At 67.5% G+C, this 24,038-nt stretch carries 23 protein-coding genes and 1 riboswitch; of the genes, 7 read left to right on the plus strand and 16 right to left on the minus strand.

Annotated features, from left to right (window positions below):
* Nucleotides 1-175 precede the first annotated feature (175 nt).
* On the plus strand, nt 176-1,087 hold the full coding sequence (locus JNG39_RS09000; protein WP_368310867.1) for a hypothetical protein: 912 nt from the start codon (nt 176-178) through the stop codon (nt 1,085-1,087).
* A 4-nt stretch (nt 1,088-1,091) separates the two neighbouring features.
* Here JNG39_RS09000 and thiC read toward each other — a convergent pair whose 3' ends face one another.
* Nucleotides 1,092-2,939 (minus strand): phosphomethylpyrimidine synthase ThiC, encoded by a 1,848-nt coding sequence (gene thiC / locus JNG39_RS09005; protein WP_368310869.1) that lies wholly within the window; start codon nt 2,937-2,939, stop codon nt 1,092-1,094.
* 72 nt (nt 2,940-3,011) lie between these two features.
* A riboswitch (TPP riboswitch) is annotated at nt 3,012-3,110 on the minus strand.
* A 34-nt stretch (nt 3,111-3,144) separates the two neighbouring features.
* Complete coding sequence (locus JNG39_RS09010; protein WP_368310870.1) at nt 3,145-3,810, minus strand: TetR/AcrR family transcriptional regulator; 666 nt, start codon at nt 3,808-3,810, stop codon at nt 3,145-3,147.
* Nucleotides 3,811-4,169: 359 nt separating this feature from the next.
* On the opposite strand from JNG39_RS09010, the gene JNG39_RS09015 reads away from it, so the two are divergent.
* Together JNG39_RS09015 and JNG39_RS09020 are read left to right on the plus strand one after the other, a co-directional pair.
* Nucleotides 4,170-4,829 (plus strand): protein-L-isoaspartate O-methyltransferase, encoded by a 660-nt coding sequence (locus JNG39_RS09015; RefSeq protein WP_368310872.1) that lies wholly within the window; start codon nt 4,170-4,172, stop codon nt 4,827-4,829.
* Nucleotides 4,830-4,867: 38 nt separating this feature from the next.
* Nucleotides 4,868-6,268, plus strand: a complete 1,401-nt coding sequence (locus JNG39_RS09020) for a TolC family outer membrane protein (protein ID WP_368310874.1) — start codon at nt 4,868-4,870, stop codon at nt 6,266-6,268.
* A 120-nt stretch (nt 6,269-6,388) separates the two neighbouring features.
* Here JNG39_RS09020 and waaA read toward each other — a convergent pair whose 3' ends face one another.
* Nucleotides 6,389-7,654: a lipid IV(A) 3-deoxy-D-manno-octulosonic acid transferase gene (gene waaA, locus JNG39_RS09025; protein WP_368311903.1), complete on the minus strand. Its 1,266-nt coding sequence runs from the start codon at nt 7,652-7,654 to the stop codon at nt 6,389-6,391.
* 81 nt (nt 7,655-7,735) lie between these two features.
* On the opposite strand from waaA, the gene lpxL reads away from it, so the two are divergent.
* Nucleotides 7,736-8,653, plus strand: a complete 918-nt coding sequence (gene lpxL, locus JNG39_RS09030; protein ID WP_368310876.1) for an LpxL/LpxP family Kdo(2)-lipid IV(A) lauroyl/palmitoleoyl acyltransferase — start codon at nt 7,736-7,738, stop codon at nt 8,651-8,653.
* 93 nt (nt 8,654-8,746) lie between these two features.
* Nucleotides 8,747-9,649: a VirK/YbjX family protein gene (locus tag JNG39_RS09035; RefSeq protein ID WP_368310878.1), complete on the plus strand. Its 903-nt coding sequence runs from the start codon at nt 8,747-8,749 to the stop codon at nt 9,647-9,649.
* On the opposite strand, the gene JNG39_RS09040 is transcribed toward JNG39_RS09035, so the two are convergent.
* The 6 genes from JNG39_RS09040 to JNG39_RS09065 all read right to left on the minus strand — a co-directional run bounded on the left by JNG39_RS09040 (nt 9,599) and on the right by JNG39_RS09065 (nt 14,479).
* Nucleotides 9,599-10,390, minus strand: a complete 792-nt coding sequence (locus JNG39_RS09040; RefSeq protein WP_368310880.1) for a glycosyltransferase family 2 protein — start codon at nt 10,388-10,390, stop codon at nt 9,599-9,601. The genes JNG39_RS09035 and JNG39_RS09040 overlap by 51 nt on opposite strands.
* Nucleotides 10,380-11,657, minus strand: a complete 1,278-nt coding sequence (locus tag JNG39_RS09045; RefSeq protein WP_368310882.1) for an O-antigen ligase family protein — start codon at nt 11,655-11,657, stop codon at nt 10,380-10,382. The genes JNG39_RS09040 and JNG39_RS09045 overlap by 11 nt, the downstream gene beginning before the upstream one ends.
* The gene (locus JNG39_RS09050) at nt 11,654-12,793 is read right to left on the minus strand and encodes a glycosyltransferase (protein WP_247372997.1); all 1,140 of its coding nucleotides are present in this window, start codon (nt 12,791-12,793) and stop codon (nt 11,654-11,656) included. The genes JNG39_RS09045 and JNG39_RS09050 overlap by 4 nt, the downstream gene beginning before the upstream one ends.
* A gap of 57 nt (nt 12,794-12,850) precedes the next feature.
* Nucleotides 12,851-13,060, minus strand: a complete 210-nt coding sequence (locus tag JNG39_RS09055; protein ID WP_144913399.1) for a zinc-finger domain-containing protein — start codon at nt 13,058-13,060, stop codon at nt 12,851-12,853.
* A 178-nt stretch (nt 13,061-13,238) separates the two neighbouring features.
* Nucleotides 13,239-13,817 (minus strand): YceI family protein, encoded by a 579-nt coding sequence (locus JNG39_RS09060; RefSeq protein WP_368310883.1) that lies wholly within the window; start codon nt 13,815-13,817, stop codon nt 13,239-13,241.
* Nucleotides 13,818-13,885: 68 nt separating this feature from the next.
* The gene (locus tag JNG39_RS09065; RefSeq protein WP_368310884.1) at nt 13,886-14,479 is read right to left on the minus strand and encodes a malonic semialdehyde reductase; all 594 of its coding nucleotides are present in this window, start codon (nt 14,477-14,479) and stop codon (nt 13,886-13,888) included.
* 126 nt (nt 14,480-14,605) lie between these two features.
* Between JNG39_RS09065 and JNG39_RS09070 the strand changes: the two genes are divergently transcribed.
* Nucleotides 14,606-15,574: a mitochondrial fission ELM1 family protein gene (locus tag JNG39_RS09070; RefSeq protein ID WP_368310886.1), complete on the plus strand. Its 969-nt coding sequence runs from the start codon at nt 14,606-14,608 to the stop codon at nt 15,572-15,574.
* Between the two features lie 113 nt (nt 15,575-15,687).
* On the opposite strand, the gene recG is transcribed toward JNG39_RS09070, so the two are convergent.
* The 4 genes from recG to rpoZ all read right to left on the minus strand — a co-directional run bounded on the left by recG (nt 15,688) and on the right by rpoZ (nt 21,006).
* Nucleotides 15,688-17,802: an ATP-dependent DNA helicase RecG gene (recG, locus tag JNG39_RS09075; RefSeq protein WP_368310887.1), complete on the minus strand. Its 2,115-nt coding sequence runs from the start codon at nt 17,800-17,802 to the stop codon at nt 15,688-15,690.
* A 16-nt stretch (nt 17,803-17,818) separates the two neighbouring features.
* The gene (locus tag JNG39_RS09080; RefSeq protein ID WP_368310889.1) at nt 17,819-18,202 is read right to left on the minus strand and encodes a RidA family protein; all 384 of its coding nucleotides are present in this window, start codon (nt 18,200-18,202) and stop codon (nt 17,819-17,821) included.
* A gap of 217 nt (nt 18,203-18,419) precedes the next feature.
* Nucleotides 18,420-20,603 (minus strand): bifunctional (p)ppGpp synthetase/guanosine-3',5'-bis(diphosphate) 3'-pyrophosphohydrolase, encoded by a 2,184-nt coding sequence (locus tag JNG39_RS09085; protein WP_368310891.1) that lies wholly within the window; start codon nt 20,601-20,603, stop codon nt 18,420-18,422.
* Between the two features lie 112 nt (nt 20,604-20,715).
* Nucleotides 20,716-21,006 (minus strand): DNA-directed RNA polymerase subunit omega, encoded by a 291-nt coding sequence (gene rpoZ, locus JNG39_RS09090; protein ID WP_247372989.1) that lies wholly within the window; start codon nt 21,004-21,006, stop codon nt 20,716-20,718.
* 173 nt (nt 21,007-21,179) lie between these two features.
* Here rpoZ and JNG39_RS09095 point away from each other — a divergent pair, with 173 nt between their 5' ends.
* Entirely contained in the window at nt 21,180-22,013 is an 834-nt protein-coding gene (locus JNG39_RS09095; protein WP_368310893.1) for a VacJ family lipoprotein, read from the plus strand.
* A 112-nt stretch (nt 22,014-22,125) separates the two neighbouring features.
* Here JNG39_RS09095 and JNG39_RS09100 read toward each other — a convergent pair whose 3' ends face one another.
* The 3 genes from JNG39_RS09100 to mlaD are packed head-to-tail and all read right to left on the minus strand — an operon-like array spanning nt 22,126 to nt 24,005.
* Nucleotides 22,126-22,422, minus strand: a complete 297-nt coding sequence (locus JNG39_RS09100; protein ID WP_247372986.1) for a lipid asymmetry maintenance protein MlaB — start codon at nt 22,420-22,422, stop codon at nt 22,126-22,128.
* Complete coding sequence (locus tag JNG39_RS09105; protein WP_368310895.1) at nt 22,419-23,108, minus strand: phospholipid-binding protein MlaC; 690 nt, start codon at nt 23,106-23,108, stop codon at nt 22,419-22,421. Before JNG39_RS09105 ends, JNG39_RS09100 begins: the two co-directional genes overlap by 4 nt.
* A gap of 21 nt (nt 23,109-23,129) precedes the next feature.
* The gene (gene mlaD, locus JNG39_RS09110; protein ID WP_368310896.1) at nt 23,130-24,005 is read right to left on the minus strand and encodes an outer membrane lipid asymmetry maintenance protein MlaD; all 876 of its coding nucleotides are present in this window, start codon (nt 24,003-24,005) and stop codon (nt 23,130-23,132) included.
* Nucleotides 24,006-24,038: the final 33 nt, after the last annotated feature.

The following is a 24,038-nucleotide window of genomic DNA, read 5'->3' on the forward strand; positions in this document are numbered from 1 at the left end:
TGACTACCGGGAAAGGTAGGGTCACCACTGGAAAAGCCGGGTGAAGGCCCGTGCGAATGCTTCGCACTCCCTCCTTCGCGTATCCGCCGTCGTTATGGGACGTATAACGCCGGTGAATTTCCGACCCGTCGGAAGACGCCACACACTAGCCGTTCCCGTCCTCCCGGCCGCCCCCATGTTCGACTCGTTGCGCCAGACCTTCGGCCTGCGTACCTCGCAGCCCCTCCCCAGCGCCAGGCCGAGGGCGAAACTGCTCATCGAGTCGGTCGATAGCAAGCCGCCCAAGTACCTGGAGATGTCCCGCACGCTTCACCCCGATGAGGTCTATCGGATCGACGGCCTGTCCGTTTACGTCAACCGGCAGGTGGGCGAGCTCACCCCCATCGCGACCGCCACGGAAGCCACGCAGGCCTTCGGCATCGTGCCGGGCGAGCTGGCGTTCCGGATATCGAGCATGGCGGCACGCCGCGACCTGCTGAAGGTGCTGGAAGGCGCCGGCCGCGACCTGGTACTGCACCGGGCGTTCGCCAATTCGCATTTCTGCTGGGATGCCTTGCGCAACGACGGCCACCTGGTGTCCGAAGGCCCGGTGGACAATCCCACCTTCACCATGGGCAACGGCAACCGCGGAACCTGCTGGCTGCCCTTCAGCACGTCCACCGCTGAAGAACTGGCGGCTCTCGCCGCCGGAGGCATCGACAACCACACGCGCAGTCTATCGGCCAAGCACCCCGTGCCCGTGGGCGTGGTGGTTTCCTATCTCTTCAACGATGTGCAGGCGGCCCGCGAAGACAGGGGCGTCTGTTGGCTCAACGACGTGGAGATATCCGTGCGAGGTCCGCTGACCGCGGGGGAGTTCGCCTTCGCGGGCGTCGTCTGGCTCGACAGTCTGATTCCCGAGTTCACCCGCTGGCCGCCGATGCCGGTACATGTGCGATTGCCGCCAGCGCGTCCCTACGGCGCCGCCGCCACCGAAGCGAGCGTCGCCGCATGGTGGCAAGCGACGCAGCCCTGGCTGCAGGCCGCGGCCGACGCGGGCGACGTCATGGCGATGAAGGCCACGGGCCGCCTGCCTCGCGCCGCCTGAGGCGTCAGGCTCGCCGGTAGACGTCGCCTCCCTGCGCGATGAACTCGGCCGATTTCTCCGCCATGCCCTGCTCGGCGGCGTAGTCGCGCACGTCCTGGGTGATCTTCATCGAGCAGAACTTCGGCCCGCACATCGAGCAGAAGTGCGCCGACTTGTGGGCGTCTTTGGGCATCGTCTCGTCGTGGAATTCGCGGGCCTTGTCGGGGTCCAGGCCGAGGTTGAACTGATCGTCCCAGCGGAACTCGAAGCGCGCCTTCGACAGCGCGTTGTCGCGCACCTGCGCGCCGGGATGGCCCTTGGCGAGGTCCGCGGCATGCGCGGCGATCTTGTAGGTGACGATGCCGTCGCGCACGTCCTGGCGGTTGGGCAGGCCCAGGTGTTCCTTCGGCGTGACGTAGCAGAGCATCGCCGTGCCGAACCAGCCGATCATCGCCGCGCCGATGGCGCTGGTGATGTGGTCGTAGCCGGGGGCGATGTCGGTGGTGAGCGGGCCCAGGGTGTAGAACGGCGCCTCGTGGCACTTTTCCAGCTGGCGCTCCATGTTTTCCTTGATGAGGTGCATGGGCACGTGGCCAGGGCCTTCGATCATGCACTGCACGTCGTGCTTCCAGGCCACCTGGGTAAGCTCGCCCAGCGTGTCCAGCTCGCCGAACTGCGCCGCGTCGTTCGCGTCGGCGATGCTGCCGGGGCGCAGACCGTCGCCGAGGCTGAAGGACACGTCGTAGGCCTTCATGATCTCGCAGATGTCCTCGAAGTGCGTGTAGAGGAAGTTCTCCCGGTGATGGGCCAGGCACCACTTGGCCATGATCGACCCGCCGCGCGAGACGATGCCCGTCACGCGCCGGGCGGTGAGCGGCACGAAGCGCAGCAGCACGCCGGCGTGGATCGTGAAGTAGTCCACGCCCTGTTCGGCCTGTTCGACGAGCGTGTCGCGGAAGATCTCCCAGGAAAGTTCTTCGGCCACGCCGCCCACCTTCTCCAGCGCCTGGTAGATCGGTACCGTGCCGATCGGCACCGGCGAATTGCGGACGATCCATTCGCGGGTTTCGTGGATGTGCTTGCCGGTGGAGAGGTCCATCACCGTGTCGCCGCCCCAGCGGATGGCCCAGACCAGCTTTTCCACTTCCTCGGCGATGCCCGAACTGACCGCGCTGTTGCCGATGTTGGCGTTGACCTTGGTGAGGAAGTTGCGGCCGATGATCATCGGCTCGGCTTCCGGGTGGTTGATGTTGGCCGGGATGATCGCGCGGCCGCGGGCGACTTCCTCGCGCACGAACTCGGGCGTGATCAGGCGCGGCGTGGCCGCGCCGAACGACTCGCCCGGATGCTGCATGCGCAGGGCGCCATCGCCCAGCGCCTCGATGCGCTGGTTTTCCCGGATCGCGACGAATTCCATCTCCGGCGTGACGATGCCCCGGCGGGCGTAATGCATCTGGGTAACGTTGGCGCCCGGTGTCGCGCGCAGGGGGCGGCGGGCGTGGCCGAAGCGGATGGCATCCAGTCGGGCGTCCTCGGCACGGGCGCGGCCGAAGGCCGACGACAGCCCGTCGAGGCGGGCCACGTCGCCGCGCTCCTCGATCCACCCCGCGCGCAGGGCCGGCAGGCCGGCGGCGAGGTCCACGGGGTGGGCGGGGTCGGTGTACGGCCCCGAGGTGTCGTAGACCACGATGGGCGGATTGGCCTCGCCGCCGAACAACGTGGGCGTGTCGGCCTGGGCGATCTCGCGCATGGGTACGCGCAGGTCGGGCCGGCTGCCGGTCACATGGACCTTGCGGGAGCCGGGGATCGGCGCGGTAACGGATTCGGACAGCTCGCGCGCGGCGCGGGCCAGGTCGGAGGGCATGGCATTCATCGGCGTCTCGACTCTCGCGGGAAAGGGAGAAGCGGACGTGCGCCGACGCGAAGCGGGCGCCCGGAGGCACCACGGCTTGCGATCGAAGCTTCCTACGCCGGTACCAGCCGGATCAGGTTCGAAGGGACTCTCTCAGCCCGCGCATTCGCATGGGCACCCCCGCTTCGCCGTCCATTCAAGCAGAAGCGGGGCGTGGATGCGAGCGTCAGGCGTTCGCCGCGCGCGGCGAATAGGCGCGCATGAACATGTCCACGGCGGCCTGGGCGTTGGCGCGCACCTCCTCGGCGAACTGCACGGCGCAATCCTCGCAGCCGAACAGGCGGCGGATGAGGAGGTCGCCCTTGAGCAGGGCCAGGAACTGCGTGGTGGCGCGGGAGACGTCGGCGATGTCGAGCTGGCCGCGGTCGACCGCGCCCTCCAGCAGGCGCTGCATCAACTTGTGCATGCGCACGGGACCTTCCTCCCACACCAGTCGGCCGAACCGGGGATTGCCGCCGGAATGGCAGTCGGAAAGGATGGCCCGGAAGGTGCCCACCGACTCGGTGTTGGTCTCCATCGCCGCGTGGCGGCTGGCGATGTTGCTCAGCGTGACGCGGATGTCCGTGCCCGGGCTGAAGTCGAAAAGGTCGTCGGGCAGGCGCTCCTGCACGTGCGCGCGGATCACTTCGCGGAAGAGGTTGTCCTTGTCGCCGAAATGGCTGTAAACGGTGAGCTTCGAAACGCCCGCGGACGCGGCGACGGCGTCCATGCTGGTCCCGGCGAACCCGCCCTGGGTAAACAGGGCCTTGGCCGAGTCGAGAATGGCTGCGCGCTTCTCCATGTCCTTCGGACGCCCGGGGCCCTGGGGCTTGAGTTTCGGGCTGGCGTTCATGGCTGCACCTTCACAAACAAAAGTTATGACTTTATTATACGCGGCGGTTCAGTTATTTCCAGCCTGTCACGTTACCTTTCGCATGGCCGGAAAAACGGGGCTTCGCCGCCCGTCTACCTTAGAATGAGGTGGGGTCGCTCGCTGGCGGTTCCCATGGGCCTCGAGGATGCCGCGCCACCGGCCGTTCAGCCGGCGGCGGAGCAGCCAGTCGGGGGCATGACTTCCGTCAGCCGCGTCCGGTGACTTCCGGCACTTCGTCGGACGGCATCGGCCCCGCAGCCTTTACACATTGGGACGACGGGCGCGCAGCGCTTATCCTTCCGAACCTTTTTGCAGCTTTTCGTACGGGAAAGAACACCATGGCGATGAATTTCGAGCAGGCCCGGCAGAACATGGTCGAAAACCAGGTTCGCCCCTGGGAAGTCCTCGACTTCGACGTCCTCGAGACCCTGAAGACCGTTCGCCGCGAAGACTTCGTCGCGCCCGCCCACCGCAACGTGGCCTTCGCCGACCTCAACCTGCCCCTGGGGCACGACGAGGTGATGATGAAGCCGGTGATCGAGGGCCGCGTGCTCCAGGCGCTCGAACTGAAGAAGACCGACACCGTGCTCGAGATCGGCACCGGCTCGGGCTACCTCACCGCCTGCCTCGCCGCGCTCGCCGGCAAGGTCACCAGCATCGACATGCACGCCGACTTCGTCGAGGCCGCGCGCCAGCGCCTGGCCGCCGCCGGCGTGGCCAACGTCGAGCTGTCCACCGCCGAAGCCGTCAACGGTTACACCCCGGCCGGCGTTTTCGACGTCGTCGTGGTCACCGGCGCGGTGCAGTCGGTGCCGGAGAAGTTCGTGCGCTGGCTGAAGACCGGCGGCCGCATGTTCGTGGTACGCGGCGATTCCCCCGCACAGACCGCCGTGCTCCTCACCCACGAGGGCGACGGCCGGTATCGCGAGGAATCGCTTTTCGAAACGGACCTTCCCTACCTGGCGCATGCCGCGCCGGTGAAGCGCTTCGTGCTCTGACAGATCCCCAGCATTTCCATCATTCACGAGGCGAACCCATGCGCTTGAAGCTGATCACCGTGGCACTCGCACTGGCCGCGATGCCGTTCGCGAGCCACGCGGAAGACCTGCTCGAGGCCTATCGACTGGCCCGGGCCAACGATCCGACCTTGTCGCAGGCCGACTCCAACCGCCTTGCCACCGGTGAAGGCGTGGTCCAGGCACGCTCGGCCCTGCTTCCGCAGGTGAACGGCAGCATCAGCCTCAACCAGGCCCAGCCGGCCGGTCCGTCGCGCGAGGTGCTCACCGACGCCACCGGCACGCCGCTGCGTGACGCCAACGGCAACGTGCTGCTCACCTCCGACACCGGCCACACCCGCACCCGTACGCTGGGCGCGCAGGTGAGCCAGTCGGTGGTCGACCTCAGCAAGTGGGCCGACCTCAAGGCCGCGCGCTCGTCCGCCGAGTCGCAGGACGCCTCCTACGACGCCACCGCGCAGCAGTTATTCACTCGCGTCGCCACGGCCTATTTCCAGGTGTTGACCAACGACGACGCGCTGACCTTCGCCAAGGCGAACGAGCAGGCGCTGGCCCGCCAGCTCGAGCAGGCCCAGCAGCGCTTCGACGTGGGCCTGTCGGCCATCACCGACGTGCAGGATGCCAAGGCCCAGCACGACACCGCCGTCGCCGCGGTGATCACCGCCGAGAACACGCTGGCCGACTCGCGCGAACAGCTCACCCAGATCACCGGCAAGCCGTCGAACAACCTGAAGAAGCTGCGCGAGCAGCTGCCGATGGATCCGCCCTCGCCGAACGATCCCGACCAGTGGGTGGCGCAGGCGGTGAAGACCAACCCGACGATCATCGCCGGGCAGTACAACGTCGAGTCGGCGGAGCACACCATCTCCTCGGCGCGCGCCGGCCACTTGCCGACGCTGGACGCGACGGCGTCCTATAACAAGTCGACCCTTTGGACGCAGAACAACGGCGGCCTCGGCGGCAGCGGCAGCCTGGGTACGAACAGCAACGGTCGCGGCACCACCACGGTGGGCCTCACGCTGAACGTGCCGATCTTCTCCGGCGGCTTTACCCAGTCGCGCGTGCGCCAGACGATCTACCAGCGTGACGCCGCGCAGGATTCGCTCGAAGCCACCCGCCGCCAGGTCGTCCGCGACACGCTCAACTACTATCGCTCCGTGGTCGCCGGCATCAGCAAGGTCGAAGCGACGAAGGCCGCGGTGGAATCGGCCGAAAGCGCGCGCGACGCGACCCAGGCCGGCTTCGAGGTGGGTACCCGCACCATCGTCGACGTGCTCATCGCGCAGCAGAACCTCACCCAGGCCCTGAGCGACTACTCGCAGGCGCGCCACCAGTTCATCCTCGATAAGCTGCTGCTGAAGCAGACCGCCGGCACGGTGGACATCAAGGACATGGAAGCGATCAACGCGTTGCTGCAGTAACGCGTCGCGATCGTCGCGAACGAAAAAGGCGGGCTTCGGCCCGCCTTTTTCTTGGTGTAAGGTCGGCTCTTATTCCTTCGGTAGAGCGGTCGCCGGGAGCCCATCGGCTGTGTAACCCTTTCACTCCTGCAGCAGGTCGTCCACCAGTTTCATCACCTTATCCACCGACCCGCGCTCGCTTTCGAACACCTGACGGGCGGCCTTGCCCATGGCGCCGCGCCGGCTTTCGTCGCGCAGGATCGACAGCACCTCGGTACCGAGCTGGTCGCCATCGACCACACGCTGGCCACCGCCCGCGTCGAGCAGCGCCTGGGTGATCTCCTCGAAATTGAACGTGTGCGGCCCCACCAGCACCGGCTTGAAAAACGCCGCGGGCTCGAGCACGTTGTGTCCGCCGATGGGCACCAGACTGCCGCCGACGAAGGCGACATCGGCCGCGGCATAGAAACGCAGCAGCTCACCCATGGCGTCGATGACGAAACATTGCGTGGCATGCCCGGGCACCCTGTCGGCGCTGCGCGTGCCCACGGTGAAACCCAGGCTCCGCACGGAGGCTTCCACCGCGCGGAAGCGTTCGGGATGGCGCGGGGCGATGAGCAGCAAGGCATCGGGCAGGCGGCGCATCACGTCGAGGTGAGCCTCCAGGACGCTCATTTCCTCGCCCTCGTGCGTGCTGGCCGCGATCCATACGGGCCGCCCGTTGCCCCAGGTGTCGCGCATGGCCTTGGCGTCGTCGAGCGCGGCCTGCGGCACCGGCATGTCGAACTTGAGGTTGCCGCAGACGGTGAGCTGGCTGGGCTCGGCGCCGAGGAGGCGATAGCGCGCGGCATCCGTGCGCGACTGCGCGGCGATATGGCTCACGCAGCGAAGCGCGCGGCGCACCAGCGAACTCATGCGCGCATACCCGCGCAACGAACGCTCGGACAGGCGTGCATTGGCGATCAGCAGCGGGATACCGTGGCGACGGCAGGCGAAGTAGAGGTTCGGCCAGATTTCGGTCTCGACGATCACGGCCAGGCGCGGCCGCGTGCTGCGCAGGAATCGCCGCACGGCGAACGGAAGGTCGTAGGGCAGGTAGACGTTGTGCACGCGGTCGCCGAAAAGCTGCCTCACGCGCTCCGAACCGGTCGGCGTCACCGTGGTGACCAGGAGCGGCGCCTGCGGATAGGCCTCCATCAAGGCCTTGATGAGCGGCTCGGCCGCGTTCACCTCGCCCACGGACACGGCATGGACCCACAGGCAGCCGCTCAGGCGGGGCTGGGGAAAACGGCCGAAGCGCTCGCGCCAGCGCACGTGGTAATCGCCGTAGCGCATGCCCCGGGCCATCAGGCGCAGCATCACCAGCGGGGTGAACAGGTACATGGCGAGGTTGTAGAGCAGTCGCAGCAGCACTTGGAACCCGGCAGATGTGGCGTGATCGGGCAGTATAGCCGCCCCCATTCGCTACAATGGCCGGCAATGCCCGGAATGCCACGCCCCACCCTTTCGCCGCGCCTGCTCACGCCCCGTCATTGGCCGGCGTGGATCGGCGTGGGTTTCATCTGGCTGATCGCCCACCTGCCCTTCCGCTGGCTGATGGGGCTGGGCCGCCTGGCTGGCCGGCTCGCACTGCACCTCAATCGCGAACGGCGGCACATCGCCGCCACCAACATCGCGCTGTGTTTCCCCGAACTCGACCCGGTATCCCAGCAAGCCCTCGTGCGGGCCAATCTCTGCGACGTGGGCATGATGCTGGTCGAGTTCGCGCTGGGCTGGATGGGGTCCGACCGCGCGATATCCCGCGTGCCGGTCACGTTCGAAGGGCTGGAACACCTGGAAGCCGCGCGCGCGGCCGGGCGCGGCGTGCTGCTGGTCGGCGGCCACTTCTCCCATCTGGAACTCTGCGCGCGCCTGGTGTCGCAGCGCATCCGCATCGCGGGTATGTACCGCCGCATGGATTCGGACGTCTTCGAATTCGCCGTGCTCCGCGCGCGTCTCGATTACGCCGATGCGATGTTCGACAAGGACGACATCCGCGGCACCGTGAAGTACATGAAGGCCGGCGGCACCGTCTGGTACGCGCCCGACCAGGACATGCGCAGCAAGGACAACGTGTTCGTGCCGTTCTTCGGCGTGCCGGCCGCGACCATTACCGCTACGCATCACCTCGCCCGCATGGCGAATGCCGTGGTCATCCCGTTCTTCCATCGCCGCCTGCCCGGCGACTCGGGTTATGCACTGCGCCTCGGTGCACCGCTGGAAGACGTACCCTCGCGCGACGTCGCGCGCGATACCGCCGTGGTCAACCGGCAGATCGAGCAGATGGTGCGTGAGGCGCCCGAGCAATACCTGTGGGTGCACAAGCGCTTCAAGACGCGCCCTCCCGGCGAACCGAAGATTTACTGACGCGACAGTTTCTTTCGTCAGTCACGACGAAAGTCCCGTGAAATTTCGCGAGCGTACAACGACGCCATCCCCAGACGATGGATGTCTTTCCCCATGCAGTCGATCTTCCGTTTCGCGCGCTCGTTGCGCGGGCGCATGCGCTGGCACAGCAGGCGCACGCGCGCCATCGGTGCCGTGGCGGCGTACATCGGCCGCTCGGCCGTGCGTTTCCGCGCGCACGACGCCTGGCTGGCGCAACTGGAAGCACCCGGCATGCATGGCCTGGCACGGATCGACGGCACCCTCGTCGAGCGCTACCAGCACCGCTACATCTGCCGCCGCTGGTCGATCGATCGGCGCCTGGAGGCCTTGCGCTCGCACTACGCCTTCGCGCTGGCCCGCTTTCCCCGCGAACTGTTCGACGGCCTCTACCGCACGCGCCGGGTGAACCTGGGACGGGTGGCCCTGCGTGACGGCCACGGCCTGCACGTGATCCTGAAGGCGCCGCGCCTGCGCGACCGCGAAGGCGAGATGAGCCTGTCGATCACCGACGACGACGGCCTGCAGATTTCCTATGCGGCCATCACCTTCATCGACGGTGGACGCGCCATCGTCGTCGGCTGCCTGCAGGGCGCGGCCAAGAACGCCGGCCGCGACGCCGTGCGCGAGTTCACCCGCCAGTGCCACGGCTTGCGTCCGAAGAACCTGCTGCTGTCGATGATCCGTTCGCTCGCCGAGGCGATGGGCGTGGAACGCGTCCTCTGTATCGGCAATGCCGCGCATCCGCGGCCGGACAAGATCAAGGCCGATTACGACGCGTTCTGGCTCGAGGCCGATGCCGTCGCGGCCGAAGACGGTTTCTACGCGTTGTCGCCGCGCGAACCCGTGCGCGACATCGCCGACGTCGAGAGCAAGCGTCGCGCGGAGTTCCGCCGTCGCGAGGCGCTTCGCCTCGAGGTATGCGGCCTACTGGTCGCCGCGTTCGGACTCCGACCCGACGTCGCGCTGGCCGCCTGACCGTTCGCGCTCGTAGAGCTTGGCGTACTTGAGGAAGGCGTAGAACGCGTGCACGCGCGCGGCGACGAAGCCGGCCCAGCCACCACGCCAATGGCCCCGCCATAGGTAGTAACGGACGAAGGCCACCGTGGGGTACACCACCATGCGCGTGCGCAGGAACGACGGCCGCCGCGTATGGCGATCGCGCACCTGCAACGACGAATAGCGGTTGGCCTTGTCGACCCGACCCTCGATGTCGCGCTCGCCGTAATGATCGATCACGGCGTCGAGCTGGCGCACGGGCCCGTCGACCATCACGCTCTCATGCACCTCGTGGCCGCTCATGCGGGCACGGCGGCGATCGAAAAGGCGCACGTAGTGATTCAACCGTGCGCGCGCCGGCTGCCAGCGCCAGAACACCCATTCGCGACGCAGGAGCACGAAGCCCGCGACGCCGGGAGACACCAGCGCGCCACGCACGGTTTCCGCCGCCGCGCCGGGCAACACTTCGTCCGAATCCAGCAGCAACACCCAGGCGTTCGTCGCCAGGTCGATCGCCGCCTGCTTCTGCGCGCTGTAGCCGGCGAAAGGCTGCACATGCACTCTCGCGCCATTTTCCCGGGCGATGTCCGTCGTGCCGTCGGTGGAACCCGAATCGAGCACCACGATCTCGTCGGCGAAACGCACCGACTGAAGGCACGCGCCGATGGTGTCGGCGTTGTCGAAGGTGGTGACCACCACCGACAGCGGCTCACGCGCCATGGCGTGGCTCCACGTCGGGAAGGTCCGCGTAGAGCGCCGCGCACCAGACGGACAGCAGCCACGCGGCGAACAACCCCCACCACGCCGAATAGAACGCCATGTGCGTGTTCAGCGGAAAGAGGATCGCCACCAGCGCCACAGTGGCCGGGAACGCGCGGGCGCGAGCGACCGCTCCCGCCATCCACCAGCGGCGAACGGCGAAGACGGCGGCGGCCAGCCATGCGAGCAGGCCGAGGGTGCCGGTCTCCGTCGCGACTTCCAGCAGCACCTGGTGCGCGTGACAGGCACCCTCGCCCTCGCCGCACTTTTCCATGGTGAGGAAGTGATCGCCGGGCGTGGCGGCGGACGGATACGCAACGCGGAAACCCCGCACGCCCACGCCGTTCACGGGATGCGTGGCATACAGGCGAAGCGAGGTGGTCCAGATGTCCAGGCGGCCGGTGAGCGCGCTGTCGATGCCCGCGCTGGTGCCGGTGAGCGCGGGCACCGTATGCGCCACCCGATCGCGAAAACGCGGCGATACCTGCCAGGCCAGCGCGCCGACCACCAGCAGGGCCACGCCCAGGCCGACGCAGGCGGCGGCGAAGCGACGGAACGAACCGGCTTCGATCCACAGGAAAGCCACGGCCACGATGCCGTAGCAGATCCACGAAGCGCGCGAGCCGGAAAGCAGCACCGGGCCAAGCGTCAGCAGGAACGCCAGGGCGAGGCCGCGCCGGCCGTAACGCTCGCGCGCCGTCCAGAGCAGGAACGGCGCGCAAGCCGACAGCGCCGGCCCGAGTTTGAGGTTGGTGGCGCCGAAGATGCCGGAGAGGCGCTCGGCGTTGGACGCACCGGCAAGGCCGTAGCCGGTGAGCGCCTGCACCCAGGCATCCACCACCCAGATCGCCACGACCGCGGCCGTGGCCGTGTAGAGCGCCCGGACTTTTCCCGGGCGGCGCATGGCGAAACAGGTATAGATGCCCAACGGCGCGAAGCGCAGGATCGCCGCCACGGTGCCCCAGGTCTTGCCCGGTGCCACGGCATCCACCGCCGAGACCAGCGCGGCGCCCGCATAAACGGCGAACAGCCACAGGAACAGCTTCGCGCCAGGGTGATGGGCGAGGGAACGCGGCTCGCGCACCAGCAGCAGCACGGTGCCGACGAGACTGAGGAACACGCCCAGCTCGGCGCTGCGCCCCAGCGGCAGCAGGGCCGGCACGAGCCAGATCGGCAACAGGGGCGAGGCGAGACCGGCGCGGATCCTCGCCGACAGACCGGTACTCACGCGACCGGCACGCCTTCGACCACGTCGGCGTAGAGGGCCAGGGTGGCCGACTGCATGTCGACGAGGCGATAGCTGCGCGGCGGCGGAATGGGGGGCGCGAAACGCAGGAGTTCGGCGGCCCGCTCGACCAGCTTCTCGCGATCGCCCAGCGGCACGCGGCCGGCGGGATAGAGCTCCGCGAGCAGTTCGCCGACACCCCCATGGGCGTAGCCGATCACCGGCCGGCACAACGCGAGCGCTTCGACCACGGTACGGCCGAACGACTCGGGGCGATTCGATAGCTGCAACACCAGCGCCGACATGGCGTAGACGTCGCGCACGTCGGATCGCGCAGGCGAGATCGCCACCTTGTCCTCGAGCCCGCGCGCGCGGATGAGCTGGCGCAGTTCTTCCACGTAGGCCTCGCGGCCCGGCTCATCCGCGCCCAGCAGCATGAGCCGCGCGTCGATGGAGCGCTGGGCGAGGTCGCCGATGAGTTCGATGGCGTCGGCATGGCCCTTCAGCCGCGTGCCGCGCCCGGGCAGGGTGAGCAGGGGTGCCCCCGCGAGCTGCGGATACTGTTCGAAGAAGGCCCGTTGCCAGGCATCGTCGGGCCGGTAGCCGTAGGGAAACGCGTCGGTGTCGATGCCGCGCGGGATCACCGTGATGCGCGAGGCTTCGATATCGCGGGGATAATGGCGCAGCACGTAATCGCGCAGGGTCTGCGAGACCACGATGACGCGTTCGCCGCGCAGGAGGATGGCGCTGTAGCGCCCCGGCGTATTCAGGCCGTGCACCGTGGTGACGAAATGCGGGCGCGGCTTCATCCCGCGCAACGCCCACCAGCCGAGCCAACCTGGCAGCCGGGAGCGCGCGTGCACGATGTCGGGCTGGATGTCGCGCAACACGCGGCGCAGCTTGCCCGTCATGAAAAGCGTGGAAAACGCCTTGCGGCCGATCGGCAGGCTGACGTGCCGGCTGCCTTCGGCTTCGAGCTGGGCCACGAGGCGGCCGCCCGCCGAAATCACGACCGAGCGATGCCCCGCCTGGACCAGGGCCCGTGCGATTTCAAGGGTCGAGCGCTCGGCACCGCCCGAGTGAAGGGAGGGAACCAGTTGCACGACGGTCATCGTCCGGTGCGGGAAGACGGTGGCCATGGGCGGTCCGTGGAAAGGGTGCGCAGGCGAAGCAGGAAGCGTGCCCGCGCCGTGCCGTCAGTCTTTCAGGACGTAGGTCGCGCCGCAATAGGAGCACTTGGAGGTGCCGCCGTCGTCTTCGATCGGCAGGTAGACTTTCGGGTGCGAGTTCCACAGGTACATGCCCGGCATCGGGCAGGACAGCGGCAGGTCGGCACGGGTCACGTCGTAACGGTTTTCGGCGTTCGCCGGGATCAGCGGCGCGGCCGCGGGATTGGGGCGGGACATGGGGAAGCTCCGGGCGATGCGGTCTAGCGGGGCTACGGATGGTAGCAGGATCGCCTGCCCCGCCCCACCGGAAACGCGCATGACGCTCACGGTCAGCAAAGGCCGCTCAGCGGCCGTTCGAGGCCGGGAAGGTGGGCGCGGACGGGGTCCGCTCCCACCGGGGTCCGGGCGAAACCGATTACTTGTCGGCGTGCGCTTCGGTGGTGATGCGGATCTTGATCTCGTCGGACACGTTGGGCACATAGGCGCCGACGCCGAAGTCGGAACGCTTGAGGGTGGCGGTCGCGTCGAAGCCGACGGTCTGCACCTTCATCATCGGATGCGGCCCGATCTTGTTCAGGGTGGCGTCGAGGGTGACCGGCTTGGTGACGCCGTGCACGGTGAGGTCACCGGTGACCTTCAGCTTGTCCTTGCCCGCGGTGGCGACCTTGGTGCTCTTGAAGGTGATGGTCGGGTACTGCGCGGCGTCGAAGAAGTCCTTCGACTTCAGGTGTTCGTCGAGCTTCGGCACGAAGGTGTCGAGGTCGGCCAGCTTGAAGGTGGCCTCGACCGTCGCCTTGGTCGGATCCTTCTCGTCGTAGACGAGGGTGCCGTCGACGTTGTTGAGGTCGGCCGACGGGTTCGAGAAACCGAAGTGGTTCCAGCTGAACAGCACCATCGTGTGGGTCGGGTCGAGCTTGTAGGTGACCGGGGCGGCGGCGGCGGCGCCGGCGGTGGCCAGCAGGCCGGCGAGGGCGAGGTAACGGAAGGCGCGCATCGTGTGTCTCCAGCGGTGAGGGTGGGTACTGCCGTTTGCAGCGGGACCGGACGGTCGCCGCGGGAAAATCAGAGGATCTGTGCCGCCTCGTCGAAATCCAGGCGAGGGCTTCGCGGGAAGAGGCCGGTGCCGGCATCGCCATAGCCGATGTTCACGAGGAAATTCGACTTGATGAACGTGCCGCCGAAGAATTCGGCGTCCACGCCGGCCTGGTCGAAACCGGACATCGGTCCGCAGTCCAGGCCCAACGCGCGCGCGGCGATGATCAGGTAAGCGCCCTGCAGGCTGCCGTTGCGGGCACCCGTGGCCTCGACCAGCGCCTGGTTGCCTTCGAACCAGCTACGCGCGTCGGCGTGCGGGAACAGTTTGGGCAGTTTTTCGTAGAAGGCGAAGTCGGTGGCGACGATTGCCGTGACCGGTGCCGCCATCGTCTTGGCGAGGTTGCCCTCGCTGAGGAACGGGCGCAGGCGCTCCTTGGCGTCCTTCGACTTGATGAAGCGCACGCGCATCGGCGACGAGTTGGCGGAGGTGGGCCCCATCTTCGCCAGGTCGTAGATGCGGCGAAGCTGATCGTCGGTGACCTCCTTGTCCAGCCACGCGTTGAAGGTGCGGGCGGAGAGGAAGATCTGGTCGAGCGAGGCATCGGGCAAGGGAGAGGACATGCGTATCCTTGTAAAGTGGCTTACTGAACCGATTGTAGAATCTACGCAGGGCGAACGGATTAGCCAATCACCGGGTGAGGAACGAACTGTGCCGAATTCGATAACAATCCGCCCCGGAACCCGTCCATGAAGGAGCCTGCGACGCCCTCGTGCTGGGTGTTGACCGACGGCGCCGCCGGTAACCGCCGCCAGGCGCTCGCCCTGGCCGAGGCGCTCACGCCGTCGATTCGCGAGATCGTGGTGGAACTGCGCCCGCCCTGGTCCTGGTTGGCACCGCGCCTCCTGCCCGGCTCGCGGCTGGCGCTGGGGGGACGCGACGATGCCCTCCTCCCGCCCTGGCCCACGCTGGCCATCGGCTGCGGCCGCATCGCGGCCTGGGCCACGCGCCAGCTCCGCCGCTGGTCGGGTGGCCGCACCCTCGCCGTGCAGCTGCTCGATCCGCGCATCGATACGCGGCACTGGGATCTCGTGGTGGCACCGAAGCACGACGAGCTGTCGGGCGACAACGTGCTCGCGTCCCTGGGCTCGCTCAACCCCGTCGACGGCGCCTGGCTCGGCGACGCCCGGGCGGGCTTTGCCGCGTTCGCCGACCTGCCCTCGCCCCGCCTCGGCGTCCTGATCGGCGGCGACATGCATGGACGACCGGTGGATGCCGCCACGACGGCGGCGTTTCTCGAGGCGGTGAAGGCGCGGCATGCGCGCGACGGCGGTTCGCTGCTGGTGGTGACGTCGCGACGCACGCCGGCGGCGCAGCTGCCGATGATCCATGCCGCGTTCGCCGGGCTGCCGGGCTTCGTCTGGACCTCATCCACCGATGGACCCAATCCCTACCCTGGCGTACTGGGCTGGTCGGACCGGCTGGCGGTCACGCCGGACTCGGTGAACATGCTCTCCGAAGCGTGTGCCACGGGGCGTCCGGTGCATACGCTGGTGAGCGGACCGCTACCGGCCAAGCTCGAACGGTTCCATGCCGAGTTGCGGGCGACACGCCGCTTGCACGACATGGACGCCGTGACCTCGGACTTGCAGGAGCCGTTGCGGGAGACGGTGGCGATCGCGGAGAAGGTGCGGGCACACCTCGGGTTGGGAGCCTAGCCCTTCGCAACCGTGTTTCGCCGATACGATCGGCTCCCACCCCTTCGGTAGTGAGTTCGCTACCGAAGGGGTGGGAGCCGATCGTATCGGCGATACCTGCCCGCGACACGGTTTCAGGCATCGACGTATCGCGCGGCATCCCCCACCCACCGCGCAATGAGCCTTTCGCAACGCGCCGGATGATCACGCATCATCGCCTCGGCCACGCGCTGCACCTCGGGCATGAGGTGGCCGTCGCGCGCGAGGTCGGCGATACGGAACTGCAACTGGCCCGTCTGGCGCGTGCCCAGCACTTCACCCGGGCCGCGCAACTCGAGGTCTTTCTCCGCGATGCGAAACCCGTCGTTGGTCTCGCGCATCACCTGCAGGCGCTCCTTCGCCAGGCGCGACAGCGGCGTCTGGTAAAGCAGCACGCACGTGGAAGCGATCGACCCGCGCCCCACGCGGCCGCGCAACTGGTGCAACTGGGCGAGGCCCAGCCGCTCGCTGTTCTCGATCACCATGAGGCTCGCGTTCGGCACGTCGACGCCCACCTCGATGACCGTGGTGGCGACCAGCACGGCCAGTTCGCGGTTCTTGAACGCATCCATCACCGCCTGCTTTTCCTTCGGCTTCATCCGTCCGTGGATGAGTCCCACCGAGAGATCGGGCAGCGCGAGCGTCAACTCGGCATGCGCTACTTCGGCCGCCTGCGCGTTGAGCTGCTCGGATTCCTCGATCAACGTGCAGACCCAGTAGACCTGGCGTCCTTCCATGCAGGCCGAATGGATGCGTTCCATCACGTCGTAACGGCGCTCGTTGGAAATCGCCACCGTCTGCACCGGCGTGCGTCCGGGCGGCAGTTCGTCGATGGACGAGACGTCGAGGTCGGCATAGGCGCTCATGGCCAGCGTGCGCGGGATCGGGGTGGCGGTGAGCACGAGCTGGTGCGGTATGAGTTCGCCTTCCGCGCCCTTGTCGCGCAATGCGAGTCGCTGGTGCACGCCGAAACGGTGCTGTTCGTCGACGATGACCAGGCCGAGCTTCGAAAACGCCACGCCTTCCTGCATGAGCGCGTGCGTACCGACCACGACGTGCGCGCTGCCATCGGCGACGCGTGCGATCGCGCTCTTGCGCGCTCGGCCCTGCACCTTGCCCGCGAGCCATTCCACGTCGAGGCCGAGCGGCTCGAGCCATGCGCGGAAATTGCGCAGGTGCTGTTCGGCGAGCAGTTCCGTGGGCGCCATCAGCGCGACCTGGTAGCCGCTTTCCACCGCCGCGACGGCGGCCAGCGCGGCCACCACGGTCTTGCCGCTGCCGACATCGCCCTGGACGAGGCGCAGCATGGGATGCGCGCGCGACAGGTCGCGAGCCACTTCGCCGGACACGCGAGCCTGTGCCCTGGTCAACGAAAACGGCAGCGAAGCGAGCAGGCGCTCACGCAACGTCCCCGCGCTCTTGAGTGCAGGCGACTTGCGCTTCTTCACCGCGGCACGCATGCGTCGCAGCGTGAGGTGCTGGGTGAGCAGTTCTTCGAAGGCGAGGCGTTGCTGGGCGGGATGCGTGCCCTGCTCCAGGCGGCGCAGGTCCACGTCCGGCGGTGGCCGGTGCACGTAGAGCAACGCTTCGCGCAGCGAGGTCAGCCCCGACGGCCGGCCGACATCGCCGGGAATGAGTTCGAGACGGTCGTCGGTGGGCAGGTGCGCCATGGCGCGAGCGATGACGCCCGCCAGGCGACGTGGGCCCAGGCCTTCGGTGGTGGGATAGATCGGCGTGAGGCGCTCGTCGACCACCACCGGCTCGTCGCCGTCGACGCGCTGGTATTGCGGGTGCACCATCTCCAGGCCCTGCGGGCCCTGGCGCACCTCGCCGAAACACAGCAACCGCGTGCCCTTCGGAAGCTGGTCGACCTGCGCCTTGCGGAAATGGAAGAAACGCAGCAGGAGCGCGCGTCCCGATGCGTCGCCGATGACGACTTTCAGCTGCGGGCGAAACCGGAACCCGCGTTCGACGAATTCGACGACGCCTTCCACCTGCGCGCGGTCGCCCGGACGCAGGTCGCCGATGGGCACGACGGTGGTGCGATCCTCGTAGCGCAGCGGCAGATGGAACCAGAGGTCCTGCACTTCGCGCAGGCCGAGTTTCGCGAGCGTATCGGCGAGCGCCGGCCCGACGCCGCCGAGCGTCGTCAAGGGCGACCGCCCCGGATCTGCGGGGACGGCGGAGGGAGCGCTCGCGCGTGACGCCACGGCTACGGGGATCGCCTTACGGCAGCACGAGGATCGCGTCGACCTCGACCTGCGCGCCCTTGGGCAGGGCGGACACTTCGATGGTGGATCGCGCCGGATACGGCTGCTGGAAGTACTCGGCCATCACGGCGTTGACCGCGGCGAAGTTTCCCAGGTCGGTCACGTAGATGCCCACGCGGACGATGTCCGAAAGCTGTCCGCCCGCGGCTTCGGCCACGGCCACGAGGTTGTCGAACACGCGGCGCGTCTGCGCGGTGATGTCGCCTTCGACGAGGTTGCCCGTCGCCGGATCGAGCGGGATCTGCCCCGAGAAGTACACGGTGTTGCCGGCGCGGACGGCCTGCGAGTACGGACCGATGGCCGACGGGGCCTTGTCGGTGGCGATGGTGCTGCGGGTCATGAGGCGTTCCTCGTGAGGGGATCGGGGGAGTCTATCGGACGTGTCGATGGGAGCCTACCGCCCGGCCCGTACGATACCGCGTCGCCGTTCGCCGATACGATCGGCTCCCACCCTTCGGCAGGCAGCCATCGAAAACCTTCGGACGGGTTCGGCGAGTCGGCTACCGAAGGGGTGGGAGCCGATCGTATCGGCGAACAGGATCGCCTCGGTTTTCGGGTTAAAGCGGGTGGCGATACACGCCGCTCACCACGCCCGTGCGCCGCACGCGCCGCATCACGTCGGCCAGGTGCTTGCGCCCCTTCACCTCGATGGCGAAGAGCAGCGTGGCGGCCGTGCTGTCGCGCTCGATGTACTCCACGTTCTCGATGTTCGAGCCCGCGTCGGCGATGGCGGCGGCCACGGTGGCGAGCACGCCGGGACGGTTGAGCACTTCGATGCGCAGCTCGGCACGGTAGTCGCCGCTGACGTCGCGATCCCATTCGATGGCGACGATGCGCTCGGGCGTCTTGCGGAACTCGGCCACGTTGGGGCATTCCACGCGATGCACGACGATGCCCTTGCCCGACGACAGGAATCCGACGATCTCGTCGCCCGGCAGCGGATGACAGCAGTTGCCGAAGCTCAACACGCCACGCTCCGCCCCACTGATGCGGATCTTCTCAACGGCATGCTCGGCCGGCTGGGCCGACGGATGGTCGTCACGCGGTCCTAGCAGCGCCACCAGCTGATTCGCCACCTGATCGGCGAAGCGGTTGCCTAGCGCGATCTCGGCGAGCAGTTCTTCCAGTCGCTTGAGCTTGGCGTCATCGAGGAAGCGATCCAGCGTGGCCGGCGGCACGGCATCGAGGCTCAAGCCACGCGCATCGAGCGCGCGGTCGAGCATGCGGTGGCCGAAATCCACGGCATCCTCGTGCTGGAGATGCTTGAGGTACTGGCGGATGGCGGTGCGCGCCTTGCCGGTGACCACCGCTTCGAGCCAGGCCGGATTGGGCACGGCCGACGGCGCGGTGATGACCTCCACGACCTGTCCGGAGACCAGCCGCGTGCGCAGCGGCACCAGCTTCTTGTCGACGCGCGCCGCCACGGCGTGATCGCCCACGTCGGTATGCACCGCGTAGGCGAAATCCAGGGCGGTGGCGTTGCGCGGCAGCGAGAAGATGTCGCCGCGCGGCGTGAACAGATAGACCTCGTCGGGGAAGAGATCGATCTTGACGTTCTCGAGGAATTCCGACGCCGAGGGCGTGTGCGCCTGGCTGTCGGCCAGCGCGGAGAGCCACTCCCGGGCGCGCAGCTGCGCGCTGTTGGCCGGGCCGGAGTCGGTCTTGTAGGCCCAGTGCGCGGCCACGCCGCGTTCGGCCACCGACTCCATTTCCGACGTGCGGATCTGGATCTCGATGGGAGCGCCGAACGGACCGAGCAGCACGGTGTGCAGCGACTGGTAGCCGTTGCCCTTGGGGATGGCGATGAAATCCTTGAAGCGCGCGTCCACCGGTTTGTAGAGGCCGTGCACCGCGCCCAGCGCCTGGTAGCAGTGCATCGCGGTATCGGTGATGACGCGGAAGCCGTAGACGTCCATGAGCTGCGCGAACGACTTGTGCTCGTTGCGCATCTTCGAATAGATGCTCCACGGCGACTTGATGCGGCTGACCGCGCGGCCGGGAATCTTCTCGGCGGCGAGCCGTCCCTCGAGCGCCATCTCGATCTTGCCCATCGCCTCGCGGCGGTTACCCAGCGCGGCGCGGATGCGCTCGGCGATGATGCGGTGGCGATCGGGATACAGGGCCTTGAAGCCGAGATCCTGCAGCTCGGCCTTGAACTTGTTCATGCCCAGGCGCTGCGCGATGGGCGCGTAGATCTCGAGCGTTTCGCGCGCGATGCGGCGGCGCGACTCGGACTCTTTCGCGCCCAGCGTGCGCATGTTGTGCAGGCGGTCGGAGAGCTTGATGAGGATCACGCGCAGGTCGCGTGCCATCGCCAGCAGCATCTTGCGGAAGCTTTCCGCGTCGGCCTCGGCGCGACTGGAGAAACGCATCTTGTCGAGCTTGGTGACGCCGTCGACCAGTTCCGCCACGGTCTCGCCGAATTCACCGGCAAGCTCCTCGCGGCTGAGCTTGGTGTCCTCCAGCGTGTCGTGAAGGATGGCGGCGATGATGGTTTCGGCGTCGAGGCCGAGCTCGGCCAGCACCTGGGCGACCGCGACCGGATGGGTGATATAGGGCTCACCCGACTTGCGGGTCTGGCCCTCGTGGGCCGCGGCGCCGACCAGGAAAGCGCGCCGGATGCGCAGCACCTGCTCGTGGGGGAGATACGCGCCCACCCGGTCCTCCAGCGCCTGCACGTACGGAGGCACCGGGGTGTCGTCGGAGACGTCGGTCAGTTTTTTGTCGGGGATGACGTTCATGGGAGACCCTCGCGCCCTCAGGCGTGGATGCCTCCCGCGCGCGGCCTCGCCAGCCGCGCCTCAGCGTGCGCAGGGAACGAACGATGGCAGGGTCGACAGCGACCCGGCGTCATCAGTCATCTCCACCCTTCGAGAGGTCGTCGTCCACTTCGGTGGCGGCCCACTCGAGGGCTTCGCGCTCGGCGCGCTCGCGGGCGGCGCGGTCGATCTCGTCGATCATCTCGTCGTTGACGCGGCGATCGGCGATCTCGCGCAGCGCGAGCACGGTCGGCTTGTCGTTGTTCGGATCGAGCGTGGGCTCGGCGCCCTTGGAGAGCTGGCGGGCGCGCTTGGTCGCCATGAGCACGAGCTCAAAGCGGTTGTCGACTACCTCGAGGCAGTCTTCGACGGTAATACGGGCCATTTCAAATCCTTGACGATAAAGAAACTTCTGACAGCGCAGTTTACCGGCCTGCCCGGTTGGCTGGCAATCGGGGCGGGGGTATGATGCCCGGTTCCCACGCGGGTACCCTTCACGGGGTGCAAATAATAAAACCAAGCGGTACACTAAAGTACTGCCCACCCGAAGCTATCCCCATGCCTCGTAGATTCCTCTCCCGGATCGTCCGCCCCGCGCTAGGCCTGCTGGTCATCGGCCTGCTGGCCGCCTGCCAGATCGCGCCGCCGCGCACCGACGACCCCAACGAGCACTTCAACCGCAAGGTCTACGCCTTCAACGACAAGCTCGACAAGGCGGCCATCCGGCCGGTGGCCGTCGGCTACCGCAAGATCACCACCCCGGCGGTCCGTACGGCGGTCAGCGACTTCTACACCAACATCCGCCTGCCGATCACGGTGGCCAACGACCTGCTCCAGGCCCGTCCGAAGGATGCCGTGGTCACCACCGGCCGCTTCATCGTGAACCTCACGATCGGCTTCCTGGGCTTCAAGGACCCGGCCAGCCTGCTCGGCATGCCGCTGCACGAGAACGACTTCGGCGTCACCCTGGCCCGCTGGGGCGTGCCCGAGGGCGACTACCTGGTGCTGCCCTTCGTCGGCCCCACCACCGTTCGCGACGTCTGGCGCCTGCCGGTCGACAGCTACTTCTTCGACCCGCTCAGCTATCTCTCGCGCAACCACGATTTCCACCACGGCGAGTACTACGTTCCCCAGGTTCTCTACCTCGTGACGCTGCGCGCGCGCGCCATCGACGCGGAGAGCTTCCTGGCTTCGGCCTACGATCCGTACGTATTCGTGCGCGACGCCTATCGCCAGCAGCGCCTCTACCAGATCTACGACGGCAACCCGCCCGCCGACGTCATCGAGCGCATGCAGGGCATCAGCGGCGACAACAATTCCAACTTCGATCCCGAAGAGCTGCTCGACGAGCAGCACAAGTGGGAAAACCAGAACAAGCAGAAGCCGCAGTGACGAAAAAAGCCCCGACGTGATCGGGGCTTTTTTTTTCGTTCGAAAGCCGAGTGGATGGTGTCGCTCGTTCCGGCTCAAGGCGTCCGGTTTTCGCGAACCGGCGATGCGGCTTTTACAACAGCGTATCGACACCCGATACGCGAGCGAGAGCCTGCAATCCCGTCGGCGCATGGGCCACGCCCATCGCTCGCCCCTTCGAGCGCGCATGCGCCAGCAGGGCCAGCACCGTCGCCAGGCCCGCGCTGTCCGCCTGGGTCACACCGGCCAGATCGAGCACGCCCTGCGAACCGCGGTCCAGCTCGACGCGCCCTGCATGCAGCGCACCCGCCGCCGTATCGAACGTGAGCGCGCCGGATACCGCGAGGGTATCCGGCGCCGGCGTGCTCAGCTGAAAAGCCGGCTGGCTCACTTCGTCGCGCCGCCGTCTTTCTGGAGCTGGTCGATGGCCGCCGAGCCCTTCTGCTCCAGATCGGCGGTGAGCTTGTCGAGGCCCTTGCCGTCGCCGCCGTTCTTCTTGATCTCGGCGTCGACCTGGTTGCGGTAGTTGGTGATGTACGAGATACCCTCGATGATCACGTCGTAGGCCTTCCAGTCGCCGCTCTTGCTCTGGCGGAACGCGTAGTCCACCGACACCGACTTGCCGTCGTCGAGCATCACCTGCGTACGGACGACGGTGCGCGACTTGTTGAGGTCGCCGCTGAACGGCAACACCTTCACGCGGCCGCGGGTGTAGTTGAGCAGGCCCTCGGCATAGCGGTGGGTGATCGAGTTGTAGAACGCCTTGGCGAAACGGTTGCGCTGCTCGGGCGTGGCCGCGCGAGCATGCTGGCCGAGCACGAGGATGGAGGCGTAGTCGATGTCGAAGTGCGGCAGGAAGGTGTCGTCGATGACGGCGATCAGCTTCTCTTTATCGTTCTTCAGTTCGGCCTGGTGGCCTTCGATGGCCTTGGACAGGTCGTCGGAAATCTGCTGCACCACCTGCTGGGGCGACTGGTTCTGCGATGCGGCCGCCGGGGCGGCATCCTGCGCGAGAACGGGTGCGGCCACGACCGTACCGACGGCAAGGGCGATGGCGAGGGAAAGCTGACGCAACATGCGGTATCTCCTGAACCGGCGTTATTTCTTGCCGGCGTTATCGGGTTGGGCACCGCCCTGGGCGTTGCCGTTCTTGTTGTCGCTCGGCGAGCCGTTCACGAGGAACTTGCCGATCAGGTCTTCCAGTTGGAGCGCAGACTGCGTCAGCACGAGACTGTCACCATCCGCCAGGTATTCCGGCGAGCCGCCGGGCTGGATCGCAACATACTGGCTACCGATCAAACCGCTTGTGAACACCGCGGCCGCCGAGTCATTGGGTATCTGGGAGTAACGTTTGTCGATCGCAAGGGTCACCGTGGCCTCGACGGCGCCCGGCTTGACCACCACCGATTCGACGCTGCCGATGGGCACGCCGGCCATTTTCACCGCGGCGCCCGGCTGCAGGCCGCCGATGTTGGTGAAATCGCCGGTCACGTGGAAGGTGCCGCCCAGGCGGTCCGGGGCGCTGCCGCCACCGAAGAACTTGCCGAGCATTTCCTCCAGCTGCTGGGCCGGGCGGGTCAGCCCGATCTCGCCGCCCTCCTTCACCGGGGTCTTCGACTGGCCGAACTGGATGCCGACGTACTGGTCGCCGAGCAGGCCGCTCGTGTAGATGGTGGCCACGGAATCCTGGGGGATGTCCTTGTGGCCGTCGTCGATGGCGAGGGTGACCCGGGCTTCTTCCTTGCCCGGCACCAGGTCGATCGATTCAACCGAACCGACGCGCACGCCCGCGACCTTCACCGGTGCGCGGACCTTGAGCTGGCCCACGTTGGCGAATCGGGTGGTCACGTCGTAGGTGGACCCGCGATGCGTATTGGCCACCGAGGTGGTCTGCGTGGCGAGATAGGCCAGGGCGGCGAAGCCGAGCACGATGAACAGGCCGGTGCCGACGGCATAGGAACGTCTCTGGGTCACGGCACGATCCTCGTGTGGAATGCGAAAGGGATG

The sequence above is a fragment of the Luteibacter sp. CQ10 genome, assembly GCF_040900725.1.
In the GTDB taxonomy this organism is placed as follows: Bacteria; Pseudomonadota; Gammaproteobacteria; order Xanthomonadales; family Rhodanobacteraceae; genus Luteibacter.

What these genes read in the sequence shown, in the direction of transcription:
- JNG39_RS09085 (WP_368310891.1), bottom strand. Translation starts at nt 20,603, where the DNA reads ATGAACGTCATCCCCGACAAAAAACTGACCGACGTCTCCGACGACACC.
- JNG39_RS09095 (WP_368310893.1), top strand. Translation starts at nt 21,180, where the DNA reads ATGCCTCGTAGATTCCTCTCCCGGATCGTCCGCCCCGCGCTAGGCCTG.
- JNG39_RS09010 (WP_368310870.1), bottom strand. Translation starts at nt 3,810, where the DNA reads ATGAACGCCAGCCCGAAACTCAAGCCCCAGGGCCCCGGGCGTCCGAAG.
- JNG39_RS09055 (WP_144913399.1), bottom strand. Translation starts at nt 13,060, where the DNA reads ATGTCCCGCCCCAATCCCGCGGCCGCGCCGCTGATCCCGGCGAACGCC.
- JNG39_RS09070 (WP_368310886.1), top strand. Translation starts at nt 14,606, where the DNA reads ATGAAGGAGCCTGCGACGCCCTCGTGCTGGGTGTTGACCGACGGCGCC.
- JNG39_RS09020 (WP_368310874.1), top strand. Translation starts at nt 4,868, where the DNA reads ATGCGCTTGAAGCTGATCACCGTGGCACTCGCACTGGCCGCGATGCCG.
- JNG39_RS09015 (WP_368310872.1), top strand. Translation starts at nt 4,170, where the DNA reads ATGGCGATGAATTTCGAGCAGGCCCGGCAGAACATGGTCGAAAACCAG.
- thiC (WP_368310869.1), bottom strand. Translation starts at nt 2,939, where the DNA reads ATGAATGCCATGCCCTCCGACCTGGCCCGCGCCGCGCGCGAGCTGTCC.
- JNG39_RS09040 (WP_368310880.1), bottom strand. Translation starts at nt 10,390, where the DNA reads ATGGCGCGTGAGCCGCTGTCGGTGGTGGTCACCACCTTCGACAACGCC.
- JNG39_RS09050 (WP_247372997.1), bottom strand. Translation starts at nt 12,793, where the DNA reads ATGGCCACCGTCTTCCCGCACCGGACGATGACCGTCGTGCAACTGGTT.
- rpoZ (WP_247372989.1), bottom strand. Translation starts at nt 21,006, where the DNA reads ATGGCCCGTATTACCGTCGAAGACTGCCTCGAGGTAGTCGACAACCGC.
- JNG39_RS09060 (WP_368310883.1), bottom strand. Translation starts at nt 13,817, where the DNA reads ATGCGCGCCTTCCGTTACCTCGCCCTCGCCGGCCTGCTGGCCACCGCC.
- JNG39_RS09080 (WP_368310889.1), bottom strand. Translation starts at nt 18,202, where the DNA reads ATGACCCGCAGCACCATCGCCACCGACAAGGCCCCGTCGGCCATCGGT.
- JNG39_RS09035 (WP_368310878.1), top strand. Translation starts at nt 8,747, where the DNA reads ATGCAGTCGATCTTCCGTTTCGCGCGCTCGTTGCGCGGGCGCATGCGC.
- lpxL (WP_368310876.1), top strand. Translation starts at nt 7,736, where the DNA reads ATGCCACGCCCCACCCTTTCGCCGCGCCTGCTCACGCCCCGTCATTGG.
- JNG39_RS09105 (WP_368310895.1), bottom strand. Translation starts at nt 23,108, where the DNA reads ATGTTGCGTCAGCTTTCCCTCGCCATCGCCCTTGCCGTCGGTACGGTC.
- JNG39_RS09065 (WP_368310884.1), bottom strand. Translation starts at nt 14,479, where the DNA reads ATGTCCTCTCCCTTGCCCGATGCCTCGCTCGACCAGATCTTCCTCTCC.
- JNG39_RS09000 (WP_368310867.1), top strand. Translation starts at nt 176, where the DNA reads ATGTTCGACTCGTTGCGCCAGACCTTCGGCCTGCGTACCTCGCAGCCC.